The following is a 20,906-nucleotide window of genomic DNA, read 5'->3' as shown; positions in this document are numbered from 1 at the left end:
GGTGTCGCCTTCTTCCTCGTTCGTGATTTCTCCGACTGCGGGCGCACGACTACCCTATCCCCGTGTGGTATGCGGTCGCCCGCCGCCCTGCGGCCGCGCCACGACGGGACCTGCGACCCTCGTCACACCCAACGTCACCGACCGGTGACCGTGGGTGTCTCGTCCAGGGCTCGCGGCAGGTGCACGTCGATCCGGCACCCGCCCTCCTCCGGCGTCGGCGCCACCCGGATCGTCCCGCCGTGCAGCTGCACCGCCCAGCGCGCGATCGCCAGCCCCAGCCCCGTCCCGCCGTCCGTCCGCGAGCTGCCGCGCTGGAAGCGCTCGAACACCCGCTCGCGGTCGGCGTCGGCGATCCCCGGCCCCTGGTCCTGCACCGTGATCCGCACGACCTGACCCACCGCGCGCGCCGAGACGAACACCTTCCCGCCCGGCGGGGAGTGCCGCGAGGCGTTGTCCAGCAGGTTCGCCACCACCTGGTGCAGCCGCGCGGAGTCCACCAGCACCTGCAGGCCCGGCGGGTCCACGTCCAGGACGAACTCCACGTCCCGGCCCGTCATCGACATCGCCCGCGTCGCCTGCCCCAGGAAGGGCTCCAGCTCCAGGTACTCCCGGTCCAGCTCCACCGCCCCCGCGTCCAGGCGGGACAGGTCCAGCAGCTGCTCCACCAGCCGGCCCAGCCGCTCGGTCTGCGCCAGCGCCGTGTTCAGCGTCTCGTGGTCCGGCTCGGTCACCCCGTCGACGAGGTTCTCCATCACCGCGTGCAGCGCCGAGACCGGCGTCCGCAGCTCGTGGCTGACGTTCGCCACCAGCTCCCGGCGCTCCCGGTCCACCGCCTCCAGGTCCTCGGCCATCCGGTTGAAGGCGTCCGCCAGCTCCCCGACCTCGTCGCTCGACGTCGAGCGCACCCGCCGCGAGTAGTCCCCCCGCGCCATCGCGCGCGCCGCCGCCGTCATCTCCCGCAGCGGCGACGTCATGCCCCGCGCCAGCAGCTGCGTGAACACCAGCGTCACCACGATCGAGGCCGGCAGCGTGTACCGCGGGCCGATGTGGATCTCCGCCAGCCGCAGCCCCGCCCACACCAGCAGCGAGGCCATCGTCACCGACGCCGCCACCAGCAGCGCCAGCTTCGTCTTGATCGAGTGCACCGGGTCCAGCGGGCGCACGTCCGGCCACGGCCGGCGCGTGGCCGTCCGGTCCGCGGCCTTGGCCGCCCGCACGCGCGCGTCGTGCGCCGCCCCGCTGATCGGGATGGGGCCCGTCAGCCCCGTCCCGACCGGCTCCTGCGGCTGCCGCTGGGGACCCGTCACGGGGCCTCCTGACCGCCGGTCGGCTCGAACGCGTACCCGACGCCGTGCACCGTGCGGACCAGGTCCGCGCCCAGCTTGCGGCGCAGCGCCTTCACGTGGCTGTCGACCGTCCGGGTGCCCGAGGCGTCGACCCAGTCCCAGACCTCCTCCAGCAGCTTCTCCCGGGTCAGCACCGTGCGCGGGGACTCGGCCAGGCACACCAGCAGGTCGAACTCCGTGGGCGTCAGGTGGACCTCCGCGCCGGCCCGCCGGACCCGCCGCTGCGCGCGGTCGATCTCCAGCTCGCCGTCGGAGACCTCGAAGCGCATCGCCTCCGAGGTCGGCTCCGGGGCCCCGACCAGCGCGCGGGCGCGCTCGACCCGGCGCACCAGGCCGTTCACCCGGGCCACCAGCTCGCGCATCGAGAACGGCTTCGTCATGTAGTCGTCCGCGCCGACGCCCAGCCCCACGAGCTTGTCGGTCTCGTCGTCGCGCGCCGTGAGCATCAGGACCGGCACCGGCCGCGAGGCCTGCACCCGGCGGCACACCTCCAGGCCGTCGAACCCCGGCAGCATGACGTCCAGCACCACCACGTCGGGGTTCACCCGCTCGCACAGCTCGACCCCGCCGGGGCCGTCGCCGGCGGTCTCCACCGCGTACCCCTCGGCGCGCAGCCGACGGGCCACCGCGTCGGCGATCGTGGGTTCGTCCTCGACGACCACGGCCGTGCGCGCGGGAGCGGCCGGGCCGTGCTGGCCGCCGGGCCCGCCCTGGGCCGAGGGGGTTCCGATGCTCATGACCGCCAGCGTAGGACCGCCCCCGCCGCCCCGGGCCCGGCCGCGGCCGCCCCGCCCCCGGTGTGCACGACCCCTGCACACCCTCTCCGCCGCGCCGGGCCGTCCTACGCTGTGCGCGTGCACTTCCTCGACGGCCGCCAGCCCGAGCACGACCTCACCTACAGCGACGTGTTCCTCGCGCCGTCGCGCTCGCAGGTGACCTCCCGCCTCGACGTGGACCTGTCCACCCACGACGGCACCGGCACCACCGTGCCCGTCGTCGTCGCCAACATGACGGCCGTCTCCGGCCGCCGGATGGCCGAGACCGTCGCCCGCCGCGGCGGGATGGCCGTCCTGCCCCAGGACCTGCCGCTCGACGTCGTCGCCGAGGTCGTGGCCTGGGTCAAGGACCGCCACCCCGTCTTCGAGACCCCCGTCGTGCTGCACGAGCACGACACCGTCGCCGACGCCCTGGCCCTGATCCCCAAGCGGTCGCACGGCGCGGCCGTCGTCCTGGACGACCGGCGCCACGTCCTGGGCGTCGTCACCCCCGCCGACTGCGCCGACGTCGACCGCTTCACCCAGGTCGGCACCGTGATGAGCCGCGAGCCGGTGACCGTCGACGCCGCCGTCGAGGACGACCTCGAGTCCGCCTTCGGCGTCCTGCACGACACCCGCCGCCGGTTCGCCCCCGTCGTGCGCGAGGGCCGCCTCGTGGGCGCCCTCACCCGCACCGGCGCCCTGCGCTCCACCGTCTACGCCCCGGCCCTCGACGGGCGCGGGAAGCTGCGCGTGGCCGCGGCCGTCGGCATCAACGGCGACGTCGCCGCCACCGCGAAGGCGCTGCTGGACACCGGGATCGACACCCTCGTCGTCGACACCGCGCACGGGCACCAGGAGAAGATGCTCGACGCGCTGCGGGCCGTGCGCGCCCTGGACCCGCAGGTCCCGGTGGTCGCCGGGAACGTCGTGACCGCCCAGGGGGTCCGCGACCTGCTGGAGGCCGGCGCCGACATCGTCAAGGTCGGCGTCGGCCCCGGCGCCATGTGCACCACCCGGATGATGACCGGCGTCGGGCGCCCGCAGTTCTCCGCCGTCCTGGAGTGCGCCGCCGCCGCCCGCGAGCTCGGCGGGCACGTCTGGGCCGACGGCGGGGTCCGGCACCCGCGCGACGTCGCCCTCGCGCTGGCCGCCGGCGCCTCGCAGGTGATGGTGGGCTCCTGGTTCGCCGGCACCCACGAGAGCCCCGGCGACCTCGCCGTCGACGCCGACGGCCGCGAGTACAAGGAGAGCTTCGGCATGGCCTCCGCGCGCGCCGTCGCGGCCCGCACCCGCGCCGACTCCCCGTTCCAGCGCGCCCGCAAGGGCCTGTTCGAGGAGGGCATCTCCTCCTCGCGCATGCACCTGGACCCGCACCGGCCCGGCGTGGAGGACCTGCTCGACCAGATCACCTCCGGGGTGCGGTCCTCCTTCACGTACGTCGGCGCCCGCACGGTGCCCGAGTTCGCCGAGCGCGCCGTCGTCGGCCTGCAGTCCCCGGCCGGCTACGACGAGGGTCGCCCGCTGCCCGCGGGGTGGTGACCGCTTGATCCTCGAGGGCGTGCGCCGGGCCGACGGGTCGCCCGTGGACGTCACCACGACCGGGACCGGTCCCGGCCTCGTCCTCGTGCACGGCACCCGCGCGGCCGCCGACTACACCCGCCTCGCCGACCGCCTCGCGGCCCGGTTCACCGTGCACCGCTACGAGCGCGAGCACACCGGCCGCGGCGGCGCCCGCTACGCCGTCGCCGACGACGTCGCCCTGCTGGGCGCGGTGCTGACCCGCACCGGGGCCCGGCTCGTCCTGGGGCACGGCCTCGGGGGGCTCGTCGCGCTGCTGGCCACCGCTGGGCTGCTGGAGCGCTGCGTCGACCGCGTCGCCGTCTACGACGCCGTGCTGCCCATCGACGGGTCGGTGCCCGAGGAGGCCATCGAGCAGGCCGCCCGGGCCCTGGCGACCGGCTCACCCGACCTGGCCCTGGCTCACCTCGACCGGCACCTGCGGACCTCCTCGCTGCAGGCCGTGCGCTCCGAGCGGGTCCAGCGGCTGCTCGGCGGGGTCCTGGCCCGCACCGAGTGGGGCCGCTCCACCGCCGCCCGGCTGCCGCAGGTCCTCGCCGAGACCCGCGCCGGCCTGCAGTTCGACGGGCCCGCCGAGGTCTACGCCGACCTGCCCGCCCGCGCGCTGCTGCTCACCGGGGAGCGCTCGCCCGCGTACTTCGCCGAGGCCGCCCACGCGATGGCCGCCGCCGTGCCGAGCGCGACGGCGCTGGTGGCCGGCGGCTGCGGGCACGACTCGCTGCTGCGGGCCGCGCGCCGCTGCGTCACCCCGCTGGAGACGTTCCTCGCCGGGGACACGCTGTTCTGACACCCCGTCCCTCCCGGCTGCCCGGCCGCGCGCCACCGTCTACCATCGGCGGGGTCATGAGCTCAGATCCCCGGGCCGACCCGGAACCCCCCACCGCCACCGGCTCGGCGGACCTCCCGTGCTGACCGAGTGGCTGCTGCTGCTGGTGGGCGTCCTGCTCACCCTCGGCACCGCCGTCTTCGTCGCGGCCGAGTTCGCGTTCGTCACCCTCGACCGGTTCACCGTCGAGAAGGCCGTCGAGGACGGCGACCGCCGGGCCGCCGGGGTGCTGCCCGCGCTGCGCACCCTGTCCACGCAGCTGTCCGGCGCGCAGGTCGGCATCACCCTCACGACCCTGCTCCTCGGGTACCTCACCGAACCCTCCCTCGCCGCGCTGCTCAACGGGCCGCTGACCGGACTGGGCCTGGGGGCCGGGCCCGCCGACACGGTCGCCGGGATCGTCAGCGTCGTCGTCGCCGCGGTGTTCTCCATGGTCGTCGGCGAACTGGTCCCCAAGAACCTCGCCCTGTCCGTCCCGCTGGCCACCGCCGGGGTCGTCGCGCCGCTGCAGCGGGGCTTCACGTGGTTCACCGGCCCGCTGATCCGCGTCCTGAACGGCAGCGCCAACTGGTTCCTGCGGCGCATCGGCGTCGAACCCCAGGAGGAGCTGTCCGGGGCCCGCTCGGCCAGGGAGCTGGCCGCCCTCGTGCGCCGCTCCGCCGACCTCGGCACCCTCGACGAGGGCACCGCGAACCTCATCAGCCGGTCGCTGCTGTTCGGCGACCAGACCGCCGCCGACGTCATGACCCCCCGCGTGCGGATGGAGGTCGTGACCCTGGACCAGACCGCCGCCGACGTCGTCGCCAAGGCCCGCACGACCGGCCACTCCCGGTTCCCCGTCACCGGCGACGACGACGACGACGTGCGCGGCGTCGTCCACCTCAAGGCCGCCGTGGCCGTCCCGCCCGAGCGCCGCCACGACGTCCCGGCCGCCGCCCTGATGGCCCAGGCCCGCCGCGTCCCCGACTCCCTGACCCTGGAACCGCTGCTGCTGCAGCTGCGGCAGAAGGGGCTGCAGCTGGCGGTCGTCGTCGACGAGTACGGCGGCACCGCGGGCGTCGTGACGCTGGAGGACCTCGTCGAGGAGATCGTCGGCGACGTCTCCGACGAGCACGACCGCGACCGCGGGGGCCTGCGCCAGCACCGGGACGCGTCCTGGACCGTGCCCGGCCTGGCCCGTCCCGACGAGGTCCGCGACGCCACCGGCGTCGAGGTCCCCGACGACCCCGCCTACGAGACCGTCGGCGGGTACGTCATGTCCCGCCTGGGCCGCATCCCCGCCGTGGGCGACGAGGTCGAGGTCGACGGCGCGCTCCTGCGGGTCGCGCGGATGGAGGGCCGCCGCGTCGAGCGGCTGCGGCTGCGCCCGCACCCGCCGGGCCCGGCCCAGCCCGTCCCCGGCGCGCGCAGCGCCGGGACCCCGACCCGCCCCGGAGGCACCTCGTGAGCGACCAGGCGGCCCTGGCCCTGGCGGTGCTCCTCGTCCTCGGCAACGCGTTCTTCGTCGGGGCCGAGTTCGCCGTGCTGTCGGCCCGCCGCAGCCAGATCGAGCCGCTCGCCGAGACCAGCGCCCGCGCCCGGTCCGCGCTGCAGGCCATGGAGCACGTCTCCCTGATGCTCGCGGCCTGCCAGCTCGGCGTGACGCTGTGCTCGCTCGGGCTGGGGGCCGTGGCCGAACCGGCCCTGGCGCACCTGCTGGAGCCGGCCTTCCACGCCGCGCACCTGCCGGAGTTCCTCATCCACCCGGTCGCGCTCGTCATCGCGCTGTCGATCGTGACGTACCTGCACGTCGTGGTCGGGGAGATGATCCCCAAGAACCTCTCCATCGCCGGCCCCGACCGGGCCGTGCTGCTCCTGGCGCCGCCGCTGGTCGCCATCGGCCGCGTCATCGGCCCGCTCATCCGGGCGCTGAACGCCCTCACCAACGCGATCCTGCGGCTGCTGAAGGTCGAGCCGAAGGACGAGGTCTCCAGCGCGTACACCGTCGAGGAGGTGCAGTCGATCGTCGCCGAGTCCCGCCGGGAGGGCACGCTCGACGACTCCGGGGGCCTGGTCACCGGGGCGCTGGAGTTCTCCGACCGGACCGTGGGCGACATCGCCGTCCCGCTGGAGCACCTGCGCACCCTGCCGCCGGCCGCCACCCCCGCCGACGTGGAGGCCCTCGTCGCGCGCACCGGGTTCAGCCGCTTCCCCGTGCTGGACCCCGACGGCGACCTGCACGGGTACCTGCACCTGAAGGACATCCTCTACGCCGACCCCGCCGACCACCCCGACCGGTACGCCGAGCCGGTGCCGGAGAAGCGGATCCGCGCCCTGGGCACGCTCGGGGCCGGGGAGGAGGTCGAGGACGCGCTCGCGGCGATGCGCCGCACCGGGTCCCACCTGGCCCGGGTCGTGGACGAGACCGGCACCGTGACCGGCGTGGTGTTCCTCGAGGACGTCCTGGAGGAGCTCGTCGGCGAGGTCAGCGACGCCATGCAGCGCGCCCGCGGCTGAGCGCCGCGGGCGCGGGGGCCCTCAGCGCCGGGCCAGGCGCCGGCCGCTGGGCGTGGAGGCGGGGGAGTAGTCCATCGCGTAGTGGGCGTAGATGCGCGGCTCGTCGTCGGGGCCGAGCTCGTCGTCCGTGCCGAACGCCGGGGCGGCCTTCACGGTCTCCTTCGAGTGCGCGACCCGCAGGTCGTGCCGGCCCACGGCCGCCCCGTCGAGGGGGACGAGCACGGCCTTCTTGAAGCCCACGACGCCGGTCTCCACGGCGGCGAACAGCCACTCGTCGGTGGCGGCGTCGACGTACACCGAGGCCAGGGTGCCGATCTTCGCGTCGCTCACGTCGAGGACGGGGGCGCCCTTCCACTGGTTCAGGTCCTGCACGAGGATCGTCATGCCGCTCACTGTGGCCGAGCCGTGCCCGCCCCGCCACGCGAGCCCGCCTTCACAGGACCCTCCCGTCCCGCGGCCAGGACGCCCCGGCCCCGGGTGAGACGATGGCGACGGCATGAGCGAGCAGACACCCCAGCGGACGACCCTGACCATCAACTGGCTCCAGATCGCCGGCGGAGCGGGCGCGGCGGTGACGTCGGCCTTCCTGCTGGCCAGCCTCAAGAGCCTCGGCACGTACGGCACCCTCGTCGGCGCGGCGCTCGGCAGCGTCATCGCCTCCACGGCGGCCGCGGTCTACGGGCACTACCTCAACGTGAGCCGGGAACGCGTCGTCGAGGCGGCCCGCCGGGCCCGCGAGCGCCGCACCGGCCCCGTCCCGCCCGCGCAGGACGAGCACCCCGACCGCACCGAGCCGCCCGTGGGCGAGGGCGAGCCCACGCCGGTGCCCGGTCCGGTGCCCGGCCCGGCGCGGCGGCGGTTCCGCGCGCGGCACGCGGTGGTGCTGGGGGTCGTCGCGTTCGTGCTGAGCGTCGGCGGCATCTTCGTGTTCGAGTCGGTGAGCGGGACGAGCGTGGCCGCCACCGTCCAGGGCGGCACCGCCGCCGAGACCGAGGACCGCGGCATCCTGGGCAACGAGCTGCCGCGCTCCACCGCCACGCCGGCGTCGACGCCGACGGACACCCCCACTCCCGAGGCGACCGCGACGGGCACCGCCACCGCGACGGCCACCGGGACCGCCACGGACACGGGGTCCCCCACGGCCACCGGCACCGCCACCGGCACCGGCTCGCCGACGGCCACCGGCGACGGCACCGCCACGCGGTCCCCGTCGGCCACGGCGACCTCCACCGACCGGTCGACGCAGCAGGCGTCCCCGACGGGGTCGGCGGACGCGGCCGGGGCGCGGGCGAGCGCGGAGGCCAAGGCCGCGACCGGCGAGGAGGCGCTCACCGCGCCGACGGGCACGGCGACCGCCGCTCCCTAGCGGGAGCGGGTGGTCTCGCTGGGCCGCAGCTCCTGGGGCACCAGCTCGAGCATCTCCTCCGGCAGCAGCGGCAGGTCCAGCAGGCTGAGCTTCACGCGTGCCCGGCGCCCGTGCCCGGCGGCGTCGAGGCGGATGACGTGCCCGGCGTCGCGCTCGACGCGCAGCTCGACGACCGAGCCGGGCGGCAGCTCGCCGGCGGCGATGCCGTCGACCTCCACGACGGGGGGCCCGGACCCCTCCAGCAGCTCCAGCCGGACCGGCTCGTCGACGCCCAGGACGATGGGCCGGCCGATGCCGGACATCGGCGCCACGGGCGTCACCACCAGGGCGTCGGCGCCGGGGGAGACGACGGGGCCGCCCGCGGCGTAGCTGTACGCGGTGGACCCGGTCGGGGTGGCCAGGACGACGGCGTCGCAGCGCAGGTACCCGATGCGCTGGTCGGCGACCGACAGCGCGGCCGTGACGATCCCGCGCCCGGGGGTGCGGGCCAGGGCGATGTCGTTGAAGGCCACCGCCTCGCGGTGCTCGCTGCCGGTGCGCAGCTCGGTGCGCAGGCACAGGTGCGGCTCGACGGTGAAGTCCCCGGCCGCGATCCGCTCCAGCGCCGCGGGCAGCTCGCGCGGTTCCAGCTCCACGAGGAAGCCCAGGTGGCCCAGGTTCACGCCCAGGACGGGCACCGCGCGGCCCACGAGCAGCCGCAGCGCGCCCAGCATCGTCCCGTCGCCGCCGAGGCTGACGACGGCGTCGACGGTCGCGGCGAACTCGTCCACGCCCACCAGGACCACGGAGTCGGGCAGCCGGGGGGCGTCGGTGCGCAGACCGACGACCTCCTTGCCGTGCTCGTGGGCCCACGCCTCGACGATGCGCGCCTGCTCGACCGTGTCGCGGACCGGGTGCACGACGAGACCGAGGCGGCCGAGGTGTCGGGAAGGCACCTGCGACACGCTAAACGCCCCCGCCGCCGCACCGCAGCGCGGGGTCAGGCCGACTCGCGCACGCCGCGCCCGGACCCGCGCCCGGCGACGTCGGCGAGGGAGTCGCGACCCAGGCGGCTGGTCCGGGCCCGCGGGACGACCAGGGGCGTGCCCGTCTCGGGGTCGGGGACGACGACGCACGGCAGCCCGAAGACCTCCTCGATGAGCTCGGCGGTCACCACCTCGGCCGGGTCGCCCTGCGCCACGACCCGCCCGGCCTTGAGGGCGACGAGGTGCGTGGCGTACCGGGTGGCGTGGTTGAGGTCGTGCAGGACCGCGACCATGGTGCGGCCCTGCTCCTCGTGCAGCTGCGCGCACAGGTTGAGGACCTCGATCTGGTGGGCGATGTCGAGGTACGTCGTCGGCTCGTCCAGCAGCAGGATCGGCGTCTCCTGGGCCAGGGCCATCGCGATCCACACCCGCTGCCGCTGCCCGCCGGACAGCTCGTCGACGGTGCGGTCGGCGAGCTCGGTGACCTGCGTCCACGCCATCGCCGCGTCGACGGCGCGCTCGTCCTCGCGCGACCACTGGCGCAGCAGCTTCTGGTGCGGGAAGCGGCCCCGGGCGACCAGGTCGGCCACGGTGATCCCGTCGGGGGCCGTCGCCGTCTGGGGCAGCAGCCCCAGCCGGCGCGCCACCTCCTTGCTGGGCAGGGAGTGGATCTGCCGGCCGTCGAGGAAGACGTGCCCGGCCTTCGGCTTGAGCATGCGCGCCAGGGACCGCAGCAGCGTCGACTTGCCGCAGGCGTTGGGCCCGATGACGACGGTGAAGGAGCCGTCGGGGATCTCGATGTCGAGGCCGGAGGCGATGGTGCGGTCGTCGTAGGCCAGGGTGAGGTTCTCGCCGCGCAGCCGGTTGCCGGTGCTCATGGGGGTTCCTTCCGTCCGTCCGGTGCGGGTCAGCCGCGGCCTCGACGCCACTGGGCGACGAGCAGGTGGGCCAGGTAGAGGCCGCCGACGGCGCCGGTCATGACGCCGACGGGCAGCTGGGTGGGGGCGAACAGGCGCTGGGCGGCGAAGTCGCTGACCAGCAGCAGCAGCGCGCCGGTGAGGCCGGCGGCGACCAGGCCGGGACCGACGGCCCCGGTGAGCCGGCGCGCGACCTGCGGGGCGGCGAGGGCGACGAAGGCGATCGGGCCGGCGGCCATCGCGGCCAGCGCGGTGAGCGCGGTGCCGACGACGAGCGCGAGGACCCGGGTGCGGTCGACGTGGACGCCCAGGGCGCGGGCCGCGTCGTCGCCGAGGTCCAGCAGGGTCAGGGAGCGCCCGGCGAGCAGCAGGACCGGCAGCAGGACGGCCAGCCCGATCGCCACCGGGGTGGCCTGCTCCCAGCCGCGGCCGTTGAGGGACCCGGTGATCCACACCTGGGCCTGCTGGGCGTCCTCCACGCGCGAGCGGGTCAGCAGGTAGCTGTTCGCGGCCTGCAGGACGGCCGAGACGCCGATCCCGACGAGGATGAGCCGGTAGCCCTGCACCCCGCCGCGGGTGGACAGCAGGAAGACGAGCAGCGCGGTCACCCCGCCGCCGGCGAGGGCGCCGAAGGAGGTGGCCCAGCCGCCGGAGCGCAGCACCAGCAGCACCACGAGCGCACCGGTGACGGCCCCGGAGGTGAAGCCGATGACGTCGGGGGAGCCCAGCGGGTTGCGGGTGACGAGCTGGAACACCGCACCGGCCACCCCCAGCGCGCAGCCGACGAGCAGGCCCGTCACCACGCGCGGCAGCCGCAGCCCCAGGACGATGAACTCGTCGGCGCGCTCGCCCCGCCCGACCAGCGTCCGCAGGACGTCGGGGACGGTGACGGGGTAGTCGCCGGTGGTGAGGCTGACCGAGACCAGGGCCAGCAGCGCGACCAGCAGCCCGAGGCACACGGTGAGCGTGCGGCCCTCGACCCGGACGGAGAGCACGGACCCGGCGCGGACGGTGCGGCCCCGGCGGGCCCGGTCGGCGACGGGCTGGCGGGGCAGGTGGACGGACTCGCGGCTGACCCGCGCCGGGGGCTCGGGGACCGCGGGCCGCGGGGCGTCCCGGCGGCTCACAGCTGGGCCAGCCGGCGGCGGCGGACGAGGGCGACGAGCACGGGAGCGCCGAGCAGGGCGGTCACGATGCTCACCTCCAGCTCCCCGGGCCGGACCACGACCCGTCCGACGACGTCGCCGAGCAGCAGCAGCGCCGGGGCGACGATGCACGAGAACGGCAGGACCCAGCGCTGGTCGGGGCCGGTGAGCGCGCGCACGAGGTGGGGGACGGCCAGGCCCACGAACGCGATCGGGCCGGCAGTCGCGGTGGCGGCCCCGCACAGCAGGGTGACGGCGACGGCGGTCAGGACGCGGGTGCGGTTGACGGAGGCGCCCAGCGCCCTGCCGGAGTCCTCGCCCAGGGCCAGGGCGTTCAGCGGCCGGGCCTGGGTGAGGGCCAGCGCGGTGCCGACGGCGAAGAAGGGCAGCATCTGCCAGAAGGTCGCCAGGTCGTGCCCGGCGAGGGACCCGACCTGCCAGAACCGGAACCGGTCGAAGGTCTGGGTGTCCAGCAGCACCTGGGCGGTGGTGTAGGCGTACAGCGCGGCCGAGATCGCGGTGCCGGCCAGGGCCAGGCGCACCGGTGTCGCCCCGCCCCGGCCGGTGGCCCCCAGGACGTACACGCCGACCGAGACGACGGCGGCGCCGGCCATCGCGGCCCAGACCAGGTGCAGCCGGGACGTCAGGCCCAGCACGCTCAGGCCGGTGACCATGGCCGCCGCGGCGCCGGCGTTGACGCCCAGCAGACCCGGGTCGGCCAGCGGGTTGCGGGTCAGGGCCTGCATGAGGGCCCCGGACAGGCCCAGCGCCACGCCGACGACGATCCCGACCAGGGTGCGGGGGACGCGCAGCTCCTGCACGACCAGCGCGTCCTGGGAGTCGCCGCCCAGACCGCGCAGGACGTCCAGGACGGTCCCCAGCGGGATCTGCCGGGACCCGACGGCGAGGCTGGCCAGGACCGCCAGCACGAGCAGGCCGACGGCGAGGGCGAAGGCCGCCGGGCGGTCGACCCCCCGCCGCGCAGCCGGTCTCGGGCGGGCGGGGACCGCCGAGGGGGGCGGCGCGCTGGTCGAGGTGGACACGAGAAGTCAGGTTAGCCTCTCCACTCCTGGGACGGGGTGCCGAGTGGCCGGCGGGCCCCGGTCAGCGCGGCCGTGACGGCCGCGGGCTGTTGCGGCGGGCCCCACCTGCCGATGGGAGGGCGAGGCGACGACTAAGGTGGTCGCTGGCGGTCACCTCGCGGTGACCGCGGTCGAGTGTTCAGCCCGGGCCCCGCGAGCGGGGCGACGGGCGCAGGTCCCCCGGTGGTCCACGGGTGCGGTCGGGCACCACGGCCGACCCTGTCGTGACCTCCACCGGAAGGCTCCCCGTGAACTCGTCCGCGTCCCGCGGCCCCCGCACGTCCACCCCCGGCACCCCCGGCACCCCCGGCACCCCCGCCGGCGACGGCTCCGTGCCCCGTCCCCGCCGCCGCCGTCGCGGTACCGGCGGCGCCGGTGGTGCCGGCGCCCAGGGCGTGCCGGCCCCCCGCGAGCAGGCGGCCCGCCCGCAGCCCGCGCGCGCCCAGGTCGTCCCCGACACCGCGACCGAGGTCGTCCCCGACGACCGCTCCTTCGCCGAGCTCGGCGTGCCCGCGGCCCTGGTCGAGGTGCTCACCGCCCGCGGCGTCGACCGCCCCTTCCCGATCCAGGCCGCGACCCTGCCCGACTCCCTCGCCGGTCGCGACGTCCTCGGGCGCGGCCGCACCGGCAGCGGCAAGACCATCGCCTTCGCGCTGCCGCTGGTGGCCCGCCTGGCGGCCTCCACGCAGCCCCGGCGGACCACCCGCCCGCGCTCGCTCGTCCTGGTGCCCACCCGCGAGCTCGCCAACCAGGTCGCGGCCACCGTGACCCCGCTGGCGGCCGCCGCGGGCCTGAGGACCACGGTCGTCTTCGGCGGCGTCGGCCAGAACCCGCAGGTCGCCGCCCTGCGCGAGGGCGTCGACGTCCTCATCGCCTGCCCCGGCCGCCTGGAGGACCTCATCGGCCAGGGCCACTGCCGCCTCGACGCCGTCGAGGTCACCGTCCTGGACGAGGCCGACCACATGGCCGACCTCGGCTTCCTGCCGGGCGTCAAGCGGCTCATGGACGCCACGCCCGTCGTCGGCCAGCGGCTGCTGTTCTCCGCGACCCTCGACAACGGGATCGACGTCCTGGTCAAGCGGTACCTGTCCGAACCGGTCGTGCACTCGGTCGACCCCGCCGTCGCCCCGGTCTCCACGATGGAGCACCACGTGCTCGAGGTCGCCGCGGACGCCAAGAACGCGCTCGTGCGCGAACTGGCCGCCGGCCGCGGCCGCACCGTCCTGTTCACCCGGACCAAGCACGCCGCGAAGAAGCTCGCCAAGCAGCTCACCGCCGCCGGCATCCCCGCCGTCGACCTGCACGGCAACCTCAGCCAGAACGCCCGCGAGCGCAACCTCGGCGCCTTCTCCGACGGGTCGGTGAAGGTGCTCTGCGCCACCGACATCGCCGCCCGCGGCATCCACGTCGACGACGTCGGGCTCGTCGTGCACGTGGACCCGCCGACCGAGCACAAGGCGTACCTGCACCGCTCGGGCCGCACCGCCCGCGCCGGCGCCGGCGGCCTCGTCGTCACCGTGGCCACCCCCGACCAGCGCGGCGACGTGCGCACCCTGGCCCGCCAGGCCGGCATCGCCCCGCAGTGGACCGCCGTGGGCACCGGCCACGACCTCACCGCCCGCCTCGTCGGCCCCACGGCCGACTGGGTGGACCCGGCCGACTCGCCCGTCCCCACCGCCCCGCCGCAGCCGCAGCGGGCCGCGAAGCCCCGCACCCAGGCCACCCCGGCCGGCTCGTCCCCCCGGACGTCGGCGGGGTCGTCGGCCGGTGCGCCCGCCGGTGCGCCGCGCCGGCGTCGCCGCGGGGGCCGCGGCGGCGGGAACGGCGGCGCGAGCACCGCGGCGCGCTGAGGTCCCGCGCCCTAGGTTGAGCGGGTGGGCGCGCGGCGCAGGAGGCAGTGGTGGGGTTACAGCCACCCGCACAGCCGCGCCGCCGTCCACCTGCTGTTCTGGCTGCTCGTCGCCGGGGTCGCCGGCGCCCTCTACTGGTGGTTCCGGGGCCGGCACGCCCCGGTCCGCCGCGCCCCCGTCCGCATCGCGCAGGGGGTCGTCGCGGGCCTGGCCGTCGGGCTGGTCCTCGTCGGCACCACGTGGCGCAGCGTGACCGACCTCGGGGACGCGCCCGTCTGCGGCGCCCCGCCGGGGGAGGACTGGGGGTCCACCGACGACGTCCCGCCGCTCACCGCCTCCCTGCTCGCCCAGAAGGTCGCGACCTGGCCCGAGACCGGGCTCGCCATGCTGTACGCCGACGCGCGCGGCCTCACGGTCTGCCGGTACGCGGCCGCCGACTACTACGTCGGCGTGCGGTCCCGGGCCGTCGCCGGTGAGCGGACGGTGAACTTCGGCGACATGGTCATCTCCCCGCGGTTCCCCACCGTCCCCTCCCAGGCCGCCGAGCTGGCCCGGCACGAGTCCCGCCACCGCCCCCAGTGGGCCGTGGCGACGCTGGTCGCCGGCCCGGCCGCCTTCCCCGTCGCCTACGGCGTCGACGACTTCTTCTTCCCCGGCGCCCGCAACCACTTCGAGCGCCAGGCCGGGCTGCGCTCGGGCGGCTACGCGTGGGAGGGCGCCGGTCCCGTCCTCGGCCCCCCGCAGGCCGCGGTGCTCGCCGCGGCCGCCGGAGCCGGTGCCGTGGCCCTGGTGCGCCGCCGGCGCACCGCCCGGGCCCGGGCAGGATGACCGCGTGCTGCCCGACGGACTCCTGACGACCCTGCCCGCCGGGGCCGCCGTCCCCGCGCTGCTGGACGCCCTGCGCGGGAGCGGGACCGCGGTGCTGCAGGCCCCGCCCGGCACCGGCAAGACGACCCTGGTCCCGCTCGCGCTGGCCGACGGCCTCGGCGCCGGGGGCCGCGTCGTCGTCGCCGAACCGCGCCGCCTCGCCGCCCGCGCCGCCGCCGCCCGGATGGCCTCCCTGCTGGGCGAGGAGGTCGGCGGCCTCGTCGGCCACGCCGTGCGCGGGGACCGCCGCGTCGGGCCCCGCACCCGCGTGGAGGTCGTCACGACGGGGCTGCTGCTGCGCCGGCTGCTGCGCGACCCCGACCTGCCCGGCGTCGACGTCCTGGTCCTCGACGAGGTCCACGAGCGGCAGCTCGACGCCGACCTCGTCCTCGCCTTCGCCCTGCAGGCCCGCGAGCTGCTGCGGCCGGACCTGCACCTGGTCGCCGCCTCGGCGACCCTCGACGTGCCGCGGCTCGCGCAGCTGCTCGGCGGGCCGGTGGTCACCGCGACCGCCCCCGTCCACCCGCTGGAGGTGCGCTGGTGCCCACCCCCGCGGCCGGTGCGGCCCCCCGAGGGGCTGCGCGTCGACCCCGCCCTGCTCGACCACGTCGCCGCCCTCGTGCGCCGCGCGCTGGGCGACCTCGCCGGCGACGTCCTGGTCTTCCTGCCCGGCGCGGGGGAGATCCGGGCGGTGCAGGGACGGCTGCAGGACCTGCCCGTGGACGTCGTCGCGCTGCACGGCAAGCGGTCCGGCGCCGAGCAGGACGACGCCCTGCGCCCCGGCCCGCGGCGCCGAGTCGTGCTCTCGACCGCCGTCGCCGAGTCCAGCCTGACCGTCCCCGGGGTCCGCGTCGTCGTCGACGCCGGCCTGGCGCGCGTCCCGCGGGTCGACCACGCCCGCGGGTTCGGCGGCCTCGACACCGTCCGGGTCTCGCGCGCCTCGGCCGACCAGCGCGCCGGCCGCGCCGCGCGGGAGGCGCCCGGCACCGTCCTGCGGGCCTGGTCGGCGGCCGAGCACGCGCTGCTGCCCGCGCACAGCGCCCCGGAGGTGCTCACGGCCGACCTCACCGCGTTCGCGCTGCTGACGGCCGCCTGGGGGGACCTGGACGACCTGCCGCTGCTGGACCGCCCGCCGGCGGGCCCGCTGGCCGCGGCCCGCGACGGCCTGCACCGGCTGGGGGCGCTCGCGGACGGCGTCGTCACCCCGCTGGGGCGGGCGATGGCCGACGTGGGCGTGCACCCGCGGCTGGCCCGGGCGCTGCTGCGCGGCGCCGAGCTGGTCGGCCCGCGGGCCGCCGCCGAGGTGGTCGCCCTGCTGTCGGAGGACACCGCCCGGTCCGGGGACGACCTCGTCGCCGCCTGGCGCGCCGCGGTCCGCGAGGAGCCCGCGCCGTGGCGCCAGGAGGTCCGCCGGCTGCTGGCCGCCGTGCCCGGGGGGACCGGTCGCGGGCGGCCGGGGGGTCTGCCGGAGGGGCTGCCGAGGGACCTGGTGGCGGGCACCGTCGTCGCCCTGGCGCACCCCGAGCGGGTGGCGCGGCAGCGGTCGGAGGGCTCGGCCGCCTACGCCACGACGGGAGGGACCGGCGTGGAGCTCGCCGAGGGCAGCGGCCTGCGGTCCGCGCCGTGGCTGGCCGTGGCGGTGGCCGACCGCGGCCCGGGCCGTGCCGCGGCCCGGGTGCGGGCGGCGGCGCCGCTGGACGAGGCGACCGCGCGGGAGGTCGTGGGCACCGAGGTCGTCGAGGAGGTCCGCTGGGACGGCGACGTCCGGGCGCGGCGCGTCGAGCGCCTCGGTGCGCTGGAGCTGTCCTCGCGGCCGTGGCCGGACCCGCCCCCGGCGGCGGTCGCGGGGGCCGTGGCCGAGGGCGTGCGGCGCGAGGGGCTGCAGCTGCTGACCTTCGGCCCGGCGGCGCAGTCCCTGCGCGCCCGGGTCGCCTGCTGCCGCGCGGCCCAGGGGGACCCGTGGCCGGACCTGGGGGACGAGCACCTGCTGGCCACGCTGCCGCAGTGGCTGGGGACGGACCTGGCCGGCGTCCGCTCGCGGCGCGACCTGGCCCGCCTCGACGTCGTCGCGGCGCTGCGGGCGCTGCTGCCGTGGCCGCAGGCCGGCCGCCTCGACGAGCTGGCCCCCGAGCGGCTGCCCGTCCCGACCGGCCGCGCGGTCCGCCTCGACTACGCCGACCCGGCCGCCCCGGTGCTGGCGCTGAAGCTGCAGGAGGCCTTCGGGTGGACGGCGACGCCGCGGCTCGTGGACGGCCGCGTGCCGGTGGTGCTGCACCTGCTGTCCCCGGCGGGCCGTCCGCTCGCCGTCACCGCCGACCTGGAGTCGTTCTGGCGCAACGTGTACCCGTCGGTGCGGGCGGAGGTGCGGGGGCGCTACCCCCGGCACCCGTGGCCGCAGGACCCGCTGGCCGCGGCCCCGACGGCCCGCGTGGCCAGGCGCTCAGGCTGAGCCGTCGCCGGCTCCGGCGACGGGCCCCTGCGCCGACCACGGGAACTCGATCCAGCGGTCGGTCTCCTTCCAGGCGTACTCCGGGTCCAGCCGCGTGGTCGGCTTGCGGTAGACGACGGCCGACCGGGCCACGACGCCGGCGTCGGCGCACATCCGCACGACGACGGCCAGGGTGCGGCCGGTGTCGGCGACGTCGTCGACGACGAGGACCCGCCGGCCGGTGAGCTCGGACAGGTCCACCGACGGCGGCAGGACGACCGGTTCGGGCAGCCGGGAGCCGACGCCGGTGTAGAACTCGACGTTGATCGTCGCGGCCACCTTGACGTCCAGGGCGTAGGCCAGCCCGGCGGCCAGCGGCAGACCGCCGCGGGCGATGCCGAGCACCACCTCGGGCCGGAAACCGTCGGCGGCGATCGTGGAGGCCAGCTCGCGCACGGCCTCCCCGAAGGTCGACCAGGTGAGGACTTCGCGGGCGGGGTCGGCGGTCGTCACCGACGCACTCTAGGGGGCGGCCGATTACGATCACCGACTGTGACCAGTCGTGGTGCCGGACGGACGGGCGGACCGTCGTGAGCCCCGCCCTGAGCACCGTCGACGTCGTGGTCGTCGGCGCCGGGCAGGGCGGCCTGTCGGCCGCCCACTTCCTCGACCGCGCCGGGCTGGTCCCCGGCCGCGGCTACGTCGTCCTGGACGCCGACGACGCCCCCGGCGGGGCCTGGCGGCACCGGTGGCCGGGGCTGACGATGGCCCGGGTCAACGGCGTGCACGACCTGCCGGGGTACCCCCTGGGCGCCGTCGCCCCCTCCACCCCCGCGCGCGAGGTCGTCCCGGCCTACTTCGCCGAGTACGAGCGGCGGCTGGGGGACCCCGTGCGCCGGCCCGCCGCGGTGCGCGAGGTCCGCCCCGCCGGGGCGCGGCTGCTCGTCGACTCCGCCGCGGGCGCGTTCGCGGCCCGCGCGGTGATCAACGCCACCGGCACCTGGACCCGGCCGTTCTGGCCGTCCTACCCGGGGCGCGACTCCTTCACCGGCCGGCAGCTGCACACCGCCGACTACCGCGGGCCGCAGGAGTTCACCGGGCAGCACGTGGTCGTGGTCGGCGGCGGCATCTCGGCCGTGCAGCACCTGGAGGAGCTGGCCGGCGCCGGGGTCGGCACCACGTGGGTGACGCGCCGGGAACCGGTGTACCGCGAGGACTTCGACGTGCAGGCGCGGCGCGAGGCCGTCGAGGTCGTCGCCCGCCGGGTCGCGGCGGGCGAGCCGCCCGGCAGCGTCGTGTCGGCCACCGGCCTGGTCCTGACCCCGCGCGTCGCCGCGCTGCGCGACCAGGGCGTCCTCAAGCGCCACCCGCTGTTCGAGCGCGTCGTGCCCGACGGCGTGCGGTGGGCCGACGGGTCCGGCCAGCGCGCCGACGCGATCCTGTGGGCCACCGGGTTCCGGCCGGCCCTGGACCACCTGCGGCCGCTGCGGCTGCGCGAGCCGGGCGGGGGGATCCTCGTCGACGGGACCCGCGCGGTGCGCGAACCGCGGCTGCACCTCGTGGGGTACGGGCCGTCGGCCAGCACGGTCGGGGCGGGCCGGGCGGCGCGCGAGGCGGTCCGCGCCGTCCTCACCGGCCGCTGACGCCCCCCTCCTCCTCCGCCGCCACGAGGGCGAACGGGACGGTGAGCAGCCCGCCCCGGGTCCGCACGTGGTACCGGCTGCGGCCCACCCGCTCCACCCGCCCCGTCGTCCCGGCGTACCGCCCCCCGCCGCCGACCCGGACCCGCGCACCCACCGGCAGGAGCCGGCGCGGGCCGTCCCCGGGGACGCCGCGCTGCAGGACCTCCCAGTCCCGGCGGTAGCCCGGCGGCATCGCCTCCGGCGGCACCGGACGCCCCCGGTGGGCCCAGCTGACGACGTTGGCGGGGTCGGGGCGGCGCCCGCACCGCCCGCAGCACACCACCCGCGAGGGCCTGCGGTGCCGGGTGACCACGTGGCCGGCGGGGCAGGTGCCCGTCCACGCCCCGGGGACCCGGGCCGCCGTCGACGTCCGCTCGGCCGAGCAGCCGATGCGGCGCGCCGTCGCCCGCCACACCGCGTCGTGCCCGTGCCCCGGCCCCACGAGCGCGTGCGCGACCTCGTGCAGGACGGTGTCGCGCACCTCGGCCTCGTCGTGCAGCGCGGTGAGCGGTGCGCTCAGGCCGATCTCGCGCCGGTCCGCCCGGCACACCCCCGCCCGCGTCCGCGCCCGGTCCAGCACCAGCGCCCACCCGGTCAGGCCGTGCTCGTCCAGGAGCCCGCGCGCCATCGCCAGCGCCGCGTCCAGTTCCACCCGTTCCTCCTCGGTCCGCCCGCCATCCCAGCACGGGGTCCCGACGCTCAGCCCAGCAGCGTGGAGATGAGCAGCGCGAGGACGACGGTGTTGACGACGAACGCCACCAGGCCGTGCACGAGCACCTGCCGGCGCACCGCCCGGGAGACCACCGCGACGTCGGTCGGCCCGAACGTCGTGCTCACGGCCGCGGCGAAGTAGACGTAGTCCCCGAACGCCCGCGGCGGCTCGCCGGGGAACTCCAGCCCGCCGCTCGCGCAGTGCGTGCGGGCGTACTCGGCGGCGTAGCTGACCAGGACGTTGACCCAGGCGCCCACCACGAGGACGACGGTGCCCACGGCCATCAGCACCGAGCGCCCGCTCACCCCGAGGGTGGCCAGGACCGCGGCCGCGGCCAGGGCGAACGCGGACCAGGCGACGGCGTTCTGCGTGCGGCCGGGCATCTCCAGCCACCGGCGCCACCACGAGGGGCTGCGCGTGATCCGCTCCCGGCAGGCGCCGTCGAAGTCGCGCACGAAGGTCGCGGTCGTGACGGCGGAGTAGGCGAGCAGGTACAGGCCGTACCACAGGACCACGATCGTGAAGCTCGAGCCGAGACCGTCCTCGAAGGCGCGCGAGAGGACGAAGGAGGGGACCGCCGGGGCCAGGAAGGAGAGGTAGGTGCGCCGCGGCTCCGTGCGCAGCAGGCGGGGCAGCGGGGAGGTCGGCAGCGGGACCGGGGCCATGATCAGCACCGTAACGACGACGAGGGCGCCGCACGACCCGCGCGGCGCCCTCTGGATGTGCCCCCGGCAGGACTCGAACCTGCGCACACGGCTCCGGAGGCCGATGCTCTATCCGCTGAGCTACGGGGGCCCTGCGGTGCGTCGCAGACACTACCAGCGATGCGGGCCGGTCCGGACCACCGTCCCGCCGCCCGGTCGCGCGCCGCCGCCCGCGCCCGGGCGA

The 20,906-nt window shown here is 77.1% G+C and carries 19 protein-coding genes and 1 tRNA gene; 9 read left to right on the top strand and 11 right to left on the bottom strand.

The features are described from left to right. Positions 1 to 134 precede the first annotated feature (134 nt). Together ACRYM6_RS12645 and ACRYM6_RS12640 are read right to left on the bottom strand one after the other, a co-directional pair. The gene (locus ACRYM6_RS12645) at positions 135 to 1,307 is read right to left on the bottom strand and encodes a sensor histidine kinase (protein ID WP_432543231.1); all 1,173 of its coding nucleotides are present in this window, start codon (positions 1,305 to 1,307) and stop codon (positions 135 to 137) included. After that, positions 1,304 to 2,083, bottom strand: coding sequence for a response regulator transcription factor (locus tag ACRYM6_RS12640; protein WP_432543230.1), 780 nt, complete (start codon positions 2,081 to 2,083; stop codon positions 1,304 to 1,306). Before ACRYM6_RS12640 ends, ACRYM6_RS12645 begins: the two co-directional genes overlap by 4 nt. Positions 2,084 to 2,200: 117 nt before the next feature. Between ACRYM6_RS12640 and ACRYM6_RS12635 the strand changes: the two genes are divergently transcribed. The 4 genes from ACRYM6_RS12635 (at position 2,201) to ACRYM6_RS12620 (ending at position 7,004) form a co-directional block, all read left to right on the top strand. Beyond that, positions 2,201 to 3,643 (top strand): GuaB1 family IMP dehydrogenase-related protein, encoded by a 1,443-nt coding sequence (locus tag ACRYM6_RS12635; protein WP_432543229.1) that lies wholly within the window; start codon positions 2,201 to 2,203, stop codon positions 3,641 to 3,643. Between the two features lie 4 nt (positions 3,644 to 3,647). After that, positions 3,648 to 4,469: an alpha/beta fold hydrolase gene (locus ACRYM6_RS12630; protein WP_432543228.1), complete on the top strand. Its 822-nt coding sequence runs from the start codon at positions 3,648 to 3,650 to the stop codon at positions 4,467 to 4,469. 118 nt (positions 4,470 to 4,587) lie between these two features. Beyond that, positions 4,588 to 5,955 carry a hemolysin family protein gene (locus ACRYM6_RS12625; protein WP_432543227.1) on the top strand — a complete coding sequence of 456 codons (1,368 nt, stop codon included), beginning with the start codon at positions 4,588 to 4,590 and terminating at the stop codon, positions 5,953 to 5,955. Then, a complete protein-coding gene (locus tag ACRYM6_RS12620; protein ID WP_432543226.1) occupies positions 5,952 to 7,004 on the top strand; it encodes a hemolysin family protein in 1,053 nt (350 codons plus the stop codon). The genes ACRYM6_RS12625 and ACRYM6_RS12620 overlap by 4 nt, the downstream gene beginning before the upstream one ends. A 21-nt stretch (positions 7,005 to 7,025) precedes the next feature. On the opposite strand, the gene ACRYM6_RS12615 is transcribed toward ACRYM6_RS12620, so the two are convergent. Then, positions 7,026 to 7,388, bottom strand: a complete 363-nt coding sequence (locus tag ACRYM6_RS12615; protein ID WP_432543225.1) for a PRC-barrel domain-containing protein — start codon at positions 7,386 to 7,388, stop codon at positions 7,026 to 7,028. A 112-nt stretch (positions 7,389 to 7,500) separates the two neighbouring features. On the opposite strand from ACRYM6_RS12615, the gene ACRYM6_RS12610 reads away from it, so the two are divergent. After that, complete coding sequence (locus ACRYM6_RS12610) at positions 7,501 to 8,370, top strand: hypothetical protein (protein ID WP_432543224.1); 870 nt, start codon at positions 7,501 to 7,503, stop codon at positions 8,368 to 8,370. Here the strand turns inward: ACRYM6_RS12610 and ACRYM6_RS12605 are convergent. The 4 genes from ACRYM6_RS12605 to ACRYM6_RS12590 all read right to left on the bottom strand — a co-directional run bounded on the left by ACRYM6_RS12605 (position 8,367) and on the right by ACRYM6_RS12590 (position 12,440). Further along, positions 8,367 to 9,305: an NAD(+)/NADH kinase gene (locus ACRYM6_RS12605; RefSeq protein WP_432543223.1), complete on the bottom strand. Its 939-nt coding sequence runs from the start codon at positions 9,303 to 9,305 to the stop codon at positions 8,367 to 8,369. The genes ACRYM6_RS12610 and ACRYM6_RS12605 overlap by 4 nt on opposite strands. Positions 9,306 to 9,349: 44 nt before the next feature. Next, a complete protein-coding gene (locus ACRYM6_RS12600) occupies positions 9,350 to 10,213 on the bottom strand; it encodes an ABC transporter ATP-binding protein (RefSeq protein ID WP_432543222.1) in 864 nt (287 codons plus the stop codon). Between the two features lie 29 nt (positions 10,214 to 10,242). Beyond that, positions 10,243 to 11,307, bottom strand: a complete 1,065-nt coding sequence (locus ACRYM6_RS12595) for a FecCD family ABC transporter permease (RefSeq protein WP_432543258.1) — start codon at positions 11,305 to 11,307, stop codon at positions 10,243 to 10,245. A gap of 68 nt (positions 11,308 to 11,375) precedes the next feature. Further along, positions 11,376 to 12,440, bottom strand: a complete 1,065-nt coding sequence (locus ACRYM6_RS12590; RefSeq protein WP_432543221.1) for a FecCD family ABC transporter permease — start codon at positions 12,438 to 12,440, stop codon at positions 11,376 to 11,378. Positions 12,441 to 12,727: 287 nt separating this feature from the next. Here ACRYM6_RS12590 and ACRYM6_RS12585 point away from each other — a divergent pair, with 287 nt between their 5' ends. The 3 genes from ACRYM6_RS12585 to hrpB are packed head-to-tail and all read left to right on the top strand — an operon-like array spanning position 12,728 to position 17,645. Continuing rightward, positions 12,728 to 14,329, top strand: coding sequence for a DEAD/DEAH box helicase (locus tag ACRYM6_RS12585; protein WP_432543220.1), 1,602 nt, complete (start codon positions 12,728 to 12,730; stop codon positions 14,327 to 14,329). Positions 14,330 to 14,353: 24 nt separating this feature from the next. Further along, positions 14,354 to 15,157, top strand: coding sequence for a hypothetical protein (locus ACRYM6_RS12580; protein WP_432543219.1), 804 nt, complete (start codon positions 14,354 to 14,356; stop codon positions 15,155 to 15,157). Positions 15,158 to 15,161: 4 nt separating this feature from the next. Further along, positions 15,162 to 17,645, top strand: a complete 2,484-nt coding sequence (hrpB, locus tag ACRYM6_RS12575; protein ID WP_432543218.1) for an ATP-dependent helicase HrpB — start codon at positions 15,162 to 15,164, stop codon at positions 17,643 to 17,645. Here the strand turns inward: hrpB and ACRYM6_RS12570 are convergent. Beyond that, entirely contained in the window at positions 17,637 to 18,137 is a 501-nt protein-coding gene (locus ACRYM6_RS12570; protein ID WP_432543217.1) for a phosphoribosyltransferase, read from the bottom strand. The two genes, hrpB and ACRYM6_RS12570, sit on opposite strands and share 9 nt — an antisense overlap. Before the next feature lie 77 nt (positions 18,138 to 18,214). On the opposite strand from ACRYM6_RS12570, the gene ACRYM6_RS12565 reads away from it, so the two are divergent. Then, positions 18,215 to 19,267, top strand: a complete 1,053-nt coding sequence (locus ACRYM6_RS12565; RefSeq protein ID WP_432543216.1) for an NAD(P)-binding domain-containing protein — start codon at positions 18,215 to 18,217, stop codon at positions 19,265 to 19,267. On the opposite strand, the gene ACRYM6_RS12560 is transcribed toward ACRYM6_RS12565, so the two are convergent. The 3 genes from ACRYM6_RS12560 to ACRYM6_RS12550 all read right to left on the bottom strand — a co-directional run bounded on the left by ACRYM6_RS12560 (position 19,254) and on the right by ACRYM6_RS12550 (position 20,813). Then, complete coding sequence (locus tag ACRYM6_RS12560) at positions 19,254 to 19,958, bottom strand: SprT-like domain-containing protein (protein WP_432543215.1); 705 nt, start codon at positions 19,956 to 19,958, stop codon at positions 19,254 to 19,256. The genes ACRYM6_RS12565 and ACRYM6_RS12560 overlap by 14 nt on opposite strands. 47 nt (positions 19,959 to 20,005) lie before the next feature. Further along, positions 20,006 to 20,683 carry a DUF1345 domain-containing protein gene (locus tag ACRYM6_RS12555; RefSeq protein WP_432543214.1) on the bottom strand — a complete coding sequence of 226 codons (678 nt, stop codon included), beginning with the start codon at positions 20,681 to 20,683 and terminating at the stop codon, positions 20,006 to 20,008. A 58-nt stretch (positions 20,684 to 20,741) separates the two neighbouring features. Further along, a tRNA-Arg gene (locus ACRYM6_RS12550) sits at positions 20,742 to 20,813 on the bottom strand. Positions 20,814 to 20,906 lie beyond the last annotated feature (93 nt).

The sequence above is a fragment of the Kineococcus rugosus genome (genome assembly GCF_050871975.1).
Taxonomy (GTDB): Bacteria; Actinomycetota; Actinomycetes; order Actinomycetales; family Kineococcaceae; genus Kineococcus.
Note: the sequence above shows the minus strand (reverse complement) of the source record. Positions and strands in the feature narration are given on the sequence as shown.

What these genes read in the sequence shown, in the direction of transcription:
- ACRYM6_RS12640 (WP_432543230.1), bottom strand. Translation starts at nt 2,083, where the DNA reads ATGAGCATCGGAACCCCCTCGGCCCAGGGCGGGCCCGGCGGCCAGCAC.
- ACRYM6_RS12615 (WP_432543225.1), bottom strand. Translation starts at nt 7,388, where the DNA reads ATGACGATCCTCGTGCAGGACCTGAACCAGTGGAAGGGCGCCCCCGTC.
- ACRYM6_RS12610 (WP_432543224.1), top strand. Translation starts at nt 7,501, where the DNA reads ATGAGCGAGCAGACACCCCAGCGGACGACCCTGACCATCAACTGGCTC.
- ACRYM6_RS12600 (WP_432543222.1), bottom strand. Translation starts at nt 10,213, where the DNA reads ATGAGCACCGGCAACCGGCTGCGCGGCGAGAACCTCACCCTGGCCTAC.
- ACRYM6_RS12555 (WP_432543214.1), bottom strand. Translation starts at nt 20,683, where the DNA reads ATGGCCCCGGTCCCGCTGCCGACCTCCCCGCTGCCCCGCCTGCTGCGC.